General features: G+C 52.3%; 11 protein-coding genes and 1 tRNA gene. All 12 read right to left on the bottom strand.

Annotated features, from left to right (window positions below):
• Window positions 1–134: 134 nt before the first annotated feature.
• The 12 genes from GX030_09655 to GX030_09710 all read right to left on the bottom strand — a co-directional run bounded on the left by GX030_09655 (window position 135) and on the right by GX030_09710 (window position 12,908).
• Window positions 135–557 (bottom strand): TIGR04086 family membrane protein, encoded by a 423-nt coding sequence (locus GX030_09655; protein ID NLV92639.1) that lies wholly within the window; start codon window positions 555–557, stop codon window positions 135–137.
• A 132-nt stretch (window positions 558–689) separates the two neighbouring features.
• Entirely contained in the window at window positions 690–2,762 is a 2,073-nt protein-coding gene (fusA, locus tag GX030_09660; protein NLV92640.1) for an elongation factor G, read from the bottom strand.
• Between the two features lie 381 nt (window positions 2,763–3,143).
• Window positions 3,144–4,544, bottom strand: coding sequence for a hypothetical protein (locus tag GX030_09665; GenBank protein NLV92641.1), 1,401 nt, complete (start codon window positions 4,542–4,544; stop codon window positions 3,144–3,146).
• Between the two features lie 116 nt (window positions 4,545–4,660).
• Window positions 4,661–4,738 (bottom strand) — tRNA-Pro (locus GX030_09670).
• 73 nt (window positions 4,739–4,811) lie between these two features.
• Window positions 4,812–6,032 (bottom strand): aspartate kinase, encoded by a 1,221-nt coding sequence (locus GX030_09675; protein NLV92642.1) that lies wholly within the window; start codon window positions 6,030–6,032, stop codon window positions 4,812–4,814.
• A gap of 171 nt (window positions 6,033–6,203) precedes the next feature.
• Window positions 6,204–6,494, bottom strand: a complete 291-nt coding sequence (locus tag GX030_09680) for an HU family DNA-binding protein (GenBank protein NLV92643.1) — start codon at window positions 6,492–6,494, stop codon at window positions 6,204–6,206.
• 200 nt (window positions 6,495–6,694) lie between these two features.
• The gene (spoIVA, locus tag GX030_09685; protein NLV92644.1) at window positions 6,695–8,173 is read right to left on the bottom strand and encodes a stage IV sporulation protein A; all 1,479 of its coding nucleotides are present in this window, start codon (window positions 8,171–8,173) and stop codon (window positions 6,695–6,697) included.
• 225 nt (window positions 8,174–8,398) lie between these two features.
• Entirely contained in the window at window positions 8,399–9,007 is a 609-nt protein-coding gene (gene plsY / locus GX030_09690) for a glycerol-3-phosphate 1-O-acyltransferase PlsY (protein ID NLV92645.1), read from the bottom strand.
• Window positions 9,004–10,335, bottom strand: coding sequence for a ribosome biogenesis GTPase Der (locus tag GX030_09695; protein ID NLV92646.1), 1,332 nt, complete (start codon window positions 10,333–10,335; stop codon window positions 9,004–9,006). The genes plsY and GX030_09695 overlap by 4 nt, the downstream gene beginning before the upstream one ends.
• The gene (locus GX030_09700) at window positions 10,328–11,632 is read right to left on the bottom strand and encodes a DUF512 domain-containing protein (protein NLV92647.1); all 1,305 of its coding nucleotides are present in this window, start codon (window positions 11,630–11,632) and stop codon (window positions 10,328–10,330) included. The genes GX030_09695 and GX030_09700 overlap by 8 nt, the downstream gene beginning before the upstream one ends.
• Window positions 11,633–11,790: 158 nt before the next feature.
• Window positions 11,791–11,982 carry a hypothetical protein gene (locus GX030_09705; GenBank protein ID NLV92648.1) on the bottom strand — a complete coding sequence of 64 codons (192 nt, stop codon included), beginning with the start codon at window positions 11,980–11,982 and terminating at the stop codon, window positions 11,791–11,793.
• A 5-nt stretch (window positions 11,983–11,987) separates the two neighbouring features.
• Window positions 11,988–12,908, bottom strand: coding sequence for a hypothetical protein (locus tag GX030_09710; protein NLV92649.1), 921 nt, complete (start codon window positions 12,906–12,908; stop codon window positions 11,988–11,990).
• Window positions 12,909–12,947: the final 39 nt, after the last annotated feature.

Consider the following 12,947-nt stretch of genomic DNA (forward strand, 5'->3'; position numbering starts at 1 on the left):
CAATTGGTAGAGCATCGGTCTCCAAAACCGAGGGTTGCGGGTTCGAGTCCTGTCTCCCCTGCCAACGCCTTCAGAATCTAGGATTCTGAAGGCTTTTTGTTTTGTCTACGGCAATTAGAGCTGGGACAACAGGTTTAGTGGTCATTGCTGAGATTCACCCCGACGATCCCACCGAGAATCCCTACTGCGATAGCAATCCCGATCTGACCTAACCATTCAGGATTGGCTTGAGTCAAGAACTGCAGACTTCCCTCCACCCACCAAGTCAACAGGCAGTAATACAAGAAGGCGAGCAGGCCACCCATCAACCACCCTGCCCGCCCTACGTATCTCCCCGTATAGGCTGCGCCTAAGCCGATACTAAGGAAGTTAAAAGTTCGGAAAATAATATCGGAACTTAGCTGCAGATGAGCCAATGAGGCCACCAATGAGACCAAAACAGACCCGGTAATTGCCATTAGAGCAGCAACCACCAGACCCCCGCCCAGACCAATAATAACTCGAAGCAAAGCTGACAATACCCTGCTTGAGAGCGGATATCCCCCAGTCATCCTCACCTGTCCTCCCCTCCTTGGTCAGGCTTTTAGTACAGGAATATGCTAAGATCTGGGGGTTTAGACCAGGCTAAGACAAGGAAAACCCCCGATCGACACCGACCAGGGGCTTTTTTGATCACAGTAATACTATGGTTATGCCGTTTCCTCTGACTTCTTGCTTTCAGCAATCACCTGCTCTGCGATTTGAGCTGGTACTTCCTCATAGTGGTCAAATTCCATGCTGAAGCTGCCTCTACCTTGAGTCATGGATCTCAGATCGATACCGTAGCTGAACATTTCCGCCAGAGGCGCCTGAGCCCTGATGATCTCCTGTCCGCCTTGGGGTTCCATACCCAGGATCCGGCCTCTACGCTTGTTCATGTCACCGATGACATCACCCATGTAGGCCTCGGGAACGGTAATCTCCACGTTCATAATCGGCTCCAGCAAAATGGGATTGGCGTCAACGAAGCCCTTCTTGAAGGCCATGGAAGCGGCGATCTTAAAGGCCATTTCCGAAGAGTCCACGCTGTGATAGGAGCCATCATAGAGGGTTACTCGCACATTGACCACGGGATAGCCGGCGATGACTCCCTCTTCCATTGTCTCCAGAACACCCTTCTCAACGGCAGGGATATACTGTCTGGGAACGGCTCCACCAAAGATCTTATCCACAAATTCGAAGTTCTCGCCGGTGGTTAAAGGTTCGATTTCTAGCCAGACGTGACCGAATTGGCCTCGGCCGCCACTTTGCTTCTTATGTCTACCCTCAACTTGTACCTTACCCCGAATCGTCTCCCGATAGGGAACCTTAGGTGTGGACAGTTCCACCTCAGCGCCAAACTTGGACTTCAGACGACTGGTAAGGATATCCAGGTGCAGTTCGCCCATTCCGGAAATGATGGTTTCTCCCGTTTCGGCGTTCTTTTCCACCCGCAAAGTCGGATCCTCTTCGATTAAGCGGGACAATCCTGAGCTAATCTTGTCCTCATCGCCCTTTGCCTTGGGAACAGCGGCCATCGAAACCTGTGGCATCGGGAAATCGATGGGGTCTAGAGTGATGGCTTTACTCTTTGTACCCAAAGTGTCACCGGTCACCGTGGCTTGGAGTTTGGCTACCGCGGCTAAGTCACCGGGGCCCACCTCATCCACGGGAATCTGCTCTTTACCCTGGAGGATAAATACCTGACCGACCCTTTCATCCAGTCCCTGCGTTACGTTATAGATATGGGAATCGGACTTAAATACGCCGGAATAGACTCTAAACATCGTCAACTTACCGACGTAGGGGTCAGAGATGGTCTTGTAGACAAAGGCACACAAGGGTTCGTCCTTAGAGGGAGTGATTTCAACGGTTTCGCCCTTGGCATCCTTGCCCGAGACTGTCGCCATGTCCGGTGAAGGCATACAGGCCACGATGTAGTCAAGGAGAATATCCAATCCCATTTGCTCCTTGGCCGAGCCCAAGAGGACTGGAACTATGGTGCCAGACTGAGTGCCCACACCAATGGCTGCCTCGATCTCAGCTTGGGTTAGCTCTTCCCCTTCTAGATACTTCATCGCTAGCTCGTCATCGGTAACCGCGGCGGCATCCATCAGCATTTCGCGATAGTTTTCCACCGCTTCACTCATCTCCGCGGGAATCTCACACTCCTGGGCCTTACCGTCAACGAACTTGTAGCCCTTCATTCTCACCAGATCCACTAACCCAGTGAAGTTCTCCGCTTCGCCGATGGGCAAGTGGAGCGGAACTACGTTAGCACCGTACATCTCCTGCAGTGCATCGAGAACCTTCTGGAAGTTAGCGTTCTCTCGGTCCATCTTGTTGACGAAGAACATGCGGGGAATTTCCATCTCCTCGCAATAGCCCCAAGCCTTTTCCGTGCCCACTTCGACACCGGAGGCAGCACACACGGTGATAATAGCGCCATCAGCCACCCGTAGCGTCGCCTTGACCTCACCGACGAAGTCGAAATATCCCGGGGTATCCAGCAAGTTGATCTTGTGACCTTCCCACTCCGCGGGCGCTACTGTCGTATTGATACTAACCTGTCGCTTGACTTCCTCAGGATCGTAATCAAGGATACTAGTACCATTGTCGACACTACCCAGTCTTTTGATAACGCCGGAGCGGAATAGCAAGGCCTCTGCCAACGTCGTCTTTCCTGTGCCTCCATGGGAGACAAGTGCTACGTTACGCAATTGACTAACAGCGTATTTTTTCACCAGTGATCTCCTCCTTCATGCCGGTGACAAACTGAATATAGTTTAATGTCGATTACTACTAGTATTACCTGATTTTGTCCCGAAGTACTTGCAAATAAGTATAACTATGCCCTTTCCTGTGACGCCACCGCTGTCCTTTCCACTCATCCCCCTTGATAACCTACCAAGGGTTAACCGGAATCGGAACATTATGTCAGTGTAGTCTAGTTAGTAGAAGTCGTTAAATTTAAGCTTCGCATCAGGAGTTACGATTCCTGCCTACAATTTCCGCATCTTCAGCAAAAGTGCATCAAAGACCGATTTTCTCTGCTAATAACACAAAAGGAGATCCCTGGCATCTCACTGCTCAGGACCTCCTCATGTTTGATCACTTAATTGCACTTAGGGAATCAGTTCTACTCGGCGAAGTTGTGGTTGCCAGCGCAGAGCGGTGGCAAACTCGGCGATCATCTCCAAAGGTAAATACACCACATCATCATCCACGACGGGAGCAACAGTCAACCCAAGTTCTTCTCCATTAACCGTCATTTTGTTGGAACCCACTTGACCTAAGACAAACCCCTGATTTCCGATGATAGTAATCCCATTGGAAGCAGCATCCCAAAAAACCATGGGACCCAGAATCTTCGTCACGTCCGTGGCACTAAGCAACGGTTGGCCCTCAACCCATATTGGCGGCTGGGCCAATTCCATGGACTCTTCGGCCACCACTAGCTCAAAGAAATCCTTGGGAACTGGTCTAAGACTATGTAACGCCCCAGCAGCATCAAAAAGGATCAGTCTACCGCTGCCTAGCCGCAGCTCCGAAGCCCCAGGAATGAAATCGACATCAGCGATAACTTGAATCGAAGCCCTGGTGATCTGCATCACCCGCAAACCACCATCGACTACCGAAATTAACTCATCCTGTCCGTCTCCGTCCAAGTCACCGGCTACTGCCTCTGAAATCTTTAGCAAGGGATCCGATAAATGATGCTTCAGTTCGAAGGTCGAACCATTCCAGCCGTAGGCATAGAGCATCTCTTGCTTAGTAGTAATCACAATATCAAGCACGCCATCGCGATCAACATCCATCAGGGTGACAGCGCTGACGGTACCCCAGGGATAGTTTTCCCAAATGGGAACCAGCTCATCGTCGAGCCACTGCAGGACAGCTACCTTGCCGGCGGACAACCCATAGATCACTTCATCGACGCCATCGTCGTTCACATCAGCCACGGTAAGCAGGCTGACTCTACCTCCGGTACCCTCAAGGCGCCACACACTATCGAATCCCAAGCCATTCCATTGCAGTAAGCGAGCACCGCCGGAGCTGGTTACCGCCAGGATATCTTCCCAGCCATTGCCGTCTACATCACTGACCAGGATACTGTCTACCGCGGACCAGAGATAGTCGGTTTCGCCCTTGCGGAAAAAGTCCTGGCCATCGAAACCGAAGATGATAATCGAACCGGCCTGACCGGTACCAACCAGAAGATCCGGCAGTCCATCGGCATCCACATCGCCCACGGTCAAGCTGGCTACCCCGGCGGCGATACCGGGAATCTGCCACCTATCGACAAAACCCGAGCCATCCCACTGCATGATATACACGCTGTTGTTGGAGCCGACAATCAATTCAGGAACGCCGTCATGGGTCAAATCCGCCACTGCATAGGCCTTCCCGGAAATGTCCTCGACGACAAATTCCTCGATCAAGGCCATCGCAGAGGCGCCGGTTACTGCCAGAGCGCCAAAGGCGAGCATCATTACAACACAAAGACCTACCACTATCGGACGCATCGGTTGTCCTCCCTGCTTCAAGCACCTATGATATCACTATTATACCAGGTCCCGAAATAATCCCTGCTGCAAAAAAAGCGTCTTCCCGAACAGGAGTCGGAAAGACGCTTTGATACTGGTCGGGCTGACAGGATTTGAACCTGCGACCTCTACCACCCCAAGGTAGCGCGCTAGCCAAGCTGCGCCACAGCCCGTGACCAAGTATTATGATAGCAGGTTTATTTCGAAAATGCAACCCCTTTGTCTAAAGAAATAACTTCTAGTTATTCAGGCATCGGAATCCAGCTGAAACTCGCTGTGGATGGCCCTTACAGCCTCTAAAGCTCTAGTCCTTGGGACCAAACAGGACACCTTGATCTCTGAAGTCGAAATCGCCAGAATATTAATCCCTGCTTCCGCCAGGGTCCGAAACATAGTTGCAGCTACCCCAGGATTAGTTACCATGCCTGCTCCGACGATGGAAACCTTCGCTACCTGATCATCATAGAGAATTCCGTCAATTCCCAGTTCTTCCCCGACGACAGTAATGATCCCCCTGGTACGGGGCAGGTCCGCCAGGTCAATGGAAAAGAGCATATCACAGGTTTCCCTTTCCTGAGGGGTTTGGACGATCATGTCCACATTAATGCCGGCATCGGCCAAGGCCGTAAAGATCCTTGCCACCACCCCTGGTCTGTCAGGAACGCCCCGTAGAGTCACCTTCGCAATATCTAGATCATGGGCCACTCCGACCACGACTCGCTCCCGTTCCAACTGATTCTCCTCCTTCACCCAAGTCCCAGAATTATTGTTGAAACTCGATCTCACCACCAAGGGTACCCGTTCAAAGGCAGCGCATTCCACCGCCCGTGGCTGCAGTACCCCTGCGCCCAGTCGTGCCATCTCTAGCATCTCGCCATAGGAGATTTCCGCCAGCTTCCGGGCGGAGGTGACCACCCTGGGGTCTGCGGTGTATACCCCATCGACATCGGTGTATATCTCGCACATTTTCGCCTGCAGGGCTGCTGCCAAGGCCACCGCGGTTGTATCGGAACCACCTCGACCCAAAGTGGTGTAGTCCCCTTGCTCATCTACACCTTGGAAGCCCGCAACGATTACGATCTTACCGGCGGCTAATTCAGATTTTACCCTAGTAGTATCGATGGACTTAATTTTTGCCTTGGTGTGAAGGGAATCGGTTCTAATCCCCGCTTGCACTCCGGTGAGGGATATGGCCTCGGTGCCCGCGGCATTAATGGCCATAGCCAACAGCGCGCTGGACATCTGCTCACCGGTGGTCAGCAGCATATCCAGTTCCCGGAGCGGCGGCTCATCGGTAATCTGCAGAGCCCTTTGGATTAGTTCGTCGGTAGTATCACCTTGCGCCGACACTACAATTACTACCCCATAACCCTGTTCTTTGGCAGCAATGGCCCGCTTCGCCACCGCCTGCACCCGTTGAGCATCGGCTACTGAAGTCCCACCATACTTCTGTACGACAATCTCCATGCTAAAACCCCTCTTCCCATCAACTCAGCATCCCGCAGGAGACCAGGGCGAGTTAGTTTCTGCTTGTACACGCTCACCGAATGATTATACCACAAAGTTGAGGCTTTGCGAGGGCTTCAGACAGAAGAAATCCCGGGAGTTATCCCGGGATTTGAAGGCGAGATCATAGATTTAGTGCATCACTTTCTGTTGAGCCACGGCGTCCTTAAGTGCCTTTCCGGCCCTGAAGGCAGGTACTGCCCTAGCTGCAATGGCTATCTCTTCTCCTGTCTGCGGGTTTCTTCCCTTCCGAGCCGCCCGTTCCCGCACCTCAAAGGTGCCAAAGCCAACTAACTGAACCTTTTCTCCTCGACCTAACGCCTCCCCTATGGCTGACAACAACGCATCCACAGCGGTACCGGCATCTCGCTTGCTAATACCGGCCTTCTCTGCCACGGATTCGATTAACTCGGTCTTGGTCACTGGGAGTGCCACCTCCTACATCAGGCTGAATTTCTCCTTATTTGGTAGCCTTCCCACGACCAGACTAATTATGACAGCCATCGCTGCTGCAAGGGCGACAACGGAGCCTGCGTTGATCGAAGGATTGGGAAAAAGCCGGTGCAGATCAACACCGACTTTACACCAGGAATGACACAAGTACCAAAGGGTGATCTGCACCGTTATAGGATGATGCATATTAACCCGCCACTGCCCTCATTGATAATCTTGCTCAAGGTGTCCTGCAGCTTGAGTTGGGCATTTTCCGGCATGCGGTGTAGTTTGCTGGTAATCCCATCCTGCACCAACTCCTGGAAGGACCGACCGAGGAAGTCGGTATCCCACAGTCGACTGGGATCCTCTTCAAAGACCTGTGACAAGTAGCGGACCAGTTCCTCACCTTGTCTTTCGTTCCCAACAAAGGGCGTAACCTCGGTTTCGATGTTGGCCCGCACCAAGTGAATCGATGGTGCACTTGCCTTTAGTCTGACGCCGAAGTTATGGCCGTGGCGAAATAGTTCCGGTTCGTCAAAGGTGATGTCAGACAACTGTGGATTCACTATCCCATACCCCGTCATCGCCACCTGCTCTAGGGCATCGGCTACCTTGTCGTATTCCTTCTTGGCCATCGTCAGTTCCCGCATCAGGCGCATCAAGTGATGGTCGCCGCTGACCTCAAAGCCCGTCAGTTCCTGCAGAACCTGGTAGAACAAACTCCTGGGAGCCTGCACATCGATCAATACCGCTCCCTCTCCCAGATCCATATCCGCTAAGGTGACATGTTCTGAGATATCTAGGGCTGCTAAATCCTGCACCGCCTGGTCAATATCCCTAATCCGAGTGATTTGATCGGTAACGTCAAAGATTGCTTCTTCAAACTTCTCCCGCACCCAGTGCTGAGGATCAAGCTCTTCCACCCACTGAGAGACCCGCACTCCGATTTCACGAATGGGAAATTCAAAGAGCATTTCATGGAGAACGTCTAGTAGATCCTCCTCGGTGAGATTGAGACAATCCACCGGTACAACGGTCACTTGGTATTTCTCCTCGAGCTCACTGGCTAACTCTTGAGTGGCCTCCGCCTTGGGGTAGCGGGAGTTAAGCAGCACCATGAAGGGCTTGCCAAGTTCCCGTAACTCGGAAATCACCTGTTCCTCTGCTGCCAGGTAATTTTCCCGGGGCAAATCAGTGATGGAACCATCGGTCACCACTACTAGACCCAGGGTCGAATGTTCCTCAATTACCTTTCGGGTACCAATTTCCGCCGCTTGTTGAAAGGTAATCTCCTCGTCAAACCAGGGGGTTCTCACCATTCTCGGACCCGACTCATCTACATAACCCATTGCCCCAGGAACAGTGTACCCCACACAATCGACTAACCGCAGATGAAACCGCAGATGATCCTCTAAGACCAATTCCACGGGTTCATCGGGAACAAACTTGGGCTCCGTTGTCATGATGGTGCGACCTGACCCACTTTGAGGCAGTTGGTCCCGAGTGCGCTCTGCTTGATGGGGATCCTTGATACTGGGCATGACAAGCAGGTCCATAAAGCGCTTAATAAACGTGGATTTGCCGGTACGCACTGGGCCGACAACACCGATATAGATACTGCCCCCGGTGCGCTCGGCAATGTCTTGGAATATATTGTACTTTTCCAAACCCTTCCCTCCTCGGATAACACTTGCGAATAGTCCCCGCCCAAACCGGTTGCCGCCATTGTTTGTGCTGCAGGCCTGACGCGTAAGTCTTCGCCAAATACCATTACATTTATATTGTTAGGGGTCTAGCAATATGACCGAGCTAATAAAAAACCACGCCGGACAACGTCCGACGTGATCACCACTATTCCCAGCCGGGGAAATATATGCAATTTTCGCGACAGTTTAACTCCGCGGTCGGCCCTTTTCGCCGATTTTGTACTCCTGTCCCTTCCATAGACGCTTGATGTTGGCACTGTGGCGAAACACCGCAAAGAAGCTCAATACCAGGCCTGCTAACAGGATCCGCAGCGGCATGCGAAAGAGCAATAAGAGAATGGGAAAGATTACAGCCACCGTCACCGAACCTAAGGAAATGTAGCGGGTTATCCCTACCACCAGCAGGAATACTCCCAGGAGAATCAACCCGATATGGGGCCACAGGGCAAAGAGCACCCCGGCACTGGTGGCAATCCCTTTACCACCTCGAAACCCCAAATAGGCTGACCAATTGTGTCCGGCAATGGCTGCGATTCCACAAAGCACTCTGGAAAAATCCTCGCCGACGAGGCCACCTAAGTATACCCCCACCACTCCCTTGGCAGCGTCCAACAGCAAAACCAAAATCGCCGGAACCACTCCTATCGTCCGCAGGACATTGGTAGCTCCGATATTGCCACTGCCAAATTGCCGAATGTCCTCGCCAAGCCACACCCGGGTTACGATCCAGCCCGAAGGCACCGACCCGATCAAATAACTGGCCAGCAGAGCCAAAGTATACCATAGGATTGTCATGATCTATCTCCCTTACCCCGTCTTTCCTTGATAATCAATCGGATGGGAGTACCGGCAAACCCGAAATTCTCCCGCAGTTGGTTTTCGATATACCGTTTATAGGAAAAGTGAAACAACCGGGCATGATTGACATAAAGCAAGAATACCGGAGGTTTAACACCGGCTTGATGGGCGTAAAAGATCCGCAGCCTAACTCCCTTGTCAGAAGGCGGCTCCGTCAAAGTAACGGCCTCCTGAATCACTTCATTGAGTTTGCCGGTGGTCACCCTGAGGCTGTGTTGCTGGGCCACATAGCGAATAATTTCCAGTAGCTCCGTCAGTCGTTGTCCCGTCAAAGCGGATACAAAGGTCAGGGGCGCATAGGGGATGAAGGCAAACTCGCTGCGAATCCATGCCTCGTATTGCTGCATGGTCTTGCTGTCCTTAACCACCAAATCCCACTTGTTTGCGGCCAGAACAATAGCCTTACCGGCCTCGTGGGCATAACCAATAATCTTTTTGTCCTGCTCTGCTATTTCCTCCGTAGAGTCCAGTACCAATACCGCCACGTCGCATCGATCTACGGCCCTCAGGGCCCTGACTACGCTGTAGCGTTCAACGGACTCTTCGATTTTCTTCCTCCGCCGCATGCCCGCGGTATCAATGATGACGAAATTCGTTCCATCCCACGTGAAGGGAGTGTCGATGGCATCTCGGGTAGTTCCGGGCACGTCACTGACGATCATCCGGTCCTCACCTAGGATGGCATTGACAATTGAAGATTTTCCGACATTGGGTCGCCCAATTACCGCAACCTTAATGATATCGGGATCATACTCATCTCCGATATCAGCGGGAAAATGAGAAATAATCTGATCCAGAAGATCACCGACATTGCGGCCGTGTTCCGCGGCAATTCCAATCACTTCGGAAAAACCCAACTGATAGAATTCATAGATGTTTGCCTCGAAATTTGGACTGTCAATCTTATTGGCTGCCACAATCACCGGACGATCCCAGCGCCGCAGCAGTAAGGCAATCTCTTCATCAACAGGGGTTATTCCCTGCCGTCCGTCAACAACAAAAACGATGACATCGGCTTCTTCAATGGCAATTTCCGCTTGCTGTTTTGTTTGCACCAAGATGTCATCGGTGGTGTCCAGTTCAATTCCTCCGGTATCCACCACCGTGAAGTGTTTGTCTAACCACTGTGCCTCGCCATACAAGCGATCCCGGGTTACACCGGGCACACTCTCAACGATGGCACTGCGGGTTCCGACAAATCTATTAAACAAAGTAGACTTACCCACATTGGGTCTACCAACTATTGCGACAACAGGTCTAGCCATTTTGACACATCCTCGCTAACTCTTGACCACTTCCTATTGGCCGAATTACACATTCCACCTGTGACTCTAGATCCGACAGCGACAAATCGTCTAAGAACCTATCCTGAGCGTTCAAGGCTGCGCCGGGAATCAGGACGGCATCTAGTCCAGCACAACTTCTCCCCTGTAACTTGGCCAATATGTCCTGGCCGGTTAACAACCCGGCAACGGTAATTGTTGATCCAAAAAACCGGTTGATGACCACCTCTAGGTCAACGACGATATCCAGCTCCTCACGCAGATAGGTTAGGATTGGCTCTAGAGCCTTGGCACCCAAGGGGGAGGTGATCACCATAATCCTTTCGAGGGGACACCGTCCGGTAAAATTTGCCATTGAGGCGAAAAACTCCTCCCTAAACTTGGCGGTCAATCCAATTCCGTTTTCCAGCTGCCGATATCCTTCATAGGTTTCGGCCGCCGGAATTGGCTCTTCAGCCAGGAGGTAGAACTCATCGGCCGCCCAGACCAGGCGAGTCCCAAAGCGCTGGAGAAACTCTTTCTGCCGCCTCGTCACCTGCTTCACTAGGCCTTGAGCCTCAGAAGGGGTCCAGGGCTGAATCTGCGTCAATCCACTGCGAAACTGACTCAAGCCTACGGGCACAATGGCAACGGATTGAACCGTGGGCCACATGTTCGCCAAATCTGTTAAGGTCTGTTCCAACACCGACCCAGAGTTAACTCCCGGCATGCACACAATTTGACAATGAATCTCAATTCCCGCCCGCTGCAGGCGCTCTAGCTGCTCCCTGATTTGGCTTGCTCGGGGATTTTGCAGAATCTGCTGTCTTAGTTCAGGGTCGGTGGTATGAACGGAGACATACATCGGACTGAGGCGATAGGTCTCTATCCGCTGCCAATCTGCCTCCGTCAAGTTGGTCAAAGTGATGAAATTCCCCGTCAAGAAGGACAATCGATAGTCATCATCCTTCATATATAGCGTATCCCGCAGTCCCTGGGGCATTTGGTCGACAAAGCAGAAGGCACAGCGATTGGCGCAATGCCTGATCCGATCGAAAATGGGACTGACAAATTCAACCCCTAAGGGCTCACTCCAGTCCTTCTCGACTTCAACCTCCCATATCTCGCCATTTTCGCCCTTGGAAAACTCCAGGACCAGTTCTTCATCGCTGGACAAATACCTGACGTCAATGAGATCCTGCAGGCGTTGTCCATTGATGGATAACAAAATATCTCCTGGCTCCATGCCAGCCTCGTGGGCAATGCTGCCAGGTTCAACGGTTCGAATAACTGCTGCCATTTTCATCCTCCACTGATAAAACCCCTTCCCGTCGCATTTGGTTTAATTCGGGATGAACCGGTGGGACTCCTTGTGACCTCAGGGCTTGTGACCAACGGAACAACTCCGCTCCAAGGCACAAGACGGCCGTCCTCAACCGGGTCGGCCGCCTGGCTCACTTAATGTTTCACGATCACATGAACACCATTGCCTAAGTCATGGTCCATCCCAAAGGTAATGCGACTTAGATACAAGGTTATCCTCTCAAGCTCCTCCTCATCCCTGGCGTGAAAGATAGGAGCTCCCCCGGATACCAACTCCGGATTCGTGGTCACAACGGCAACAATCACATCCTTTGGAGAAAACTCCATTGCCTTCACTCCTCGATACTTCCGTCGGCCATCTTCCCGGGAAGGGATTCCAAGGGTTTGCGGACCGAGCCCTCCAATACCGGAACTTGGGCCACGGCTTCAATTAATGCAGCTTGGTTTTTCTCCGCTGGCACTAGGACCAATCCCAAGGCGCCGGTGTTAACATCCTGCCTGACCAAGGGTGTGTACTCCGGTTCGCCGACATCCATCCTGATGCCCAGCAGCGCCGCGGCATTGTGGGCAATAGCCTGACGTTGGCCGACATTGGCCAAAGTGGCCTTGGCGTTGGCGTCGTGGGGCTTGATCAGTACCGCCAACCCATCCTGAAGATACCGCTCTCGAGCCACTTTGCTGCCGACATTCATGATCGGGATATCATCCACCATCAGCATCGGACCATCGAAGGAAATCTTCGCGGGGACAATCTCGGCCAGTTCCTTTACCTGGGGTCCAAAGCCCGCTCGATACAACAGCAATCCTGTAATCAGCCCTGAGCCTATCTGAATCAGCACCGAATACCAAGGGTTTTCGATCTGAAGAAGCAACACAGAGCCAGTAGAAACCACGGCAATGGCACCGGCCAAGTAGTTCCTAGCCTCAAAGACCCGGGCGATGCCCTCGATATAAGAGCTCCCCCTGGGCACCAGTTCCATCGACTCCATATTTGCCAGGGTATCCCGCTCCATCTTCCGCACATCCCGAAATTGGGTGGCAGCCAGGCCCAGGAAGGTGGCCGCGGCATAATCCTTATCCAATAGAGCAGGAATAGCCACCGCCCCGAGAAAGGAGGAAATGAGGGCCATGGACACATGGATAACGTAGCCCTGGGGGTAGCTGGGATACTGGCGATAGTCGATGTGCAGAAGCAGCAGTCTTCCCAAACACCCAAGAACTACTCCGATTAGAATCACATGGGTCAGATCCATCCTCTCACTTCCCTACTGGCTTTACCCAAGCTCCCCTGA

The organism is Bacillota bacterium (genome assembly GCA_012727955.1).
Classification (GTDB): domain Bacteria; phylum Bacillota; class Limnochordia; order DTU087; family JAAYGB01; genus JAAYGB01.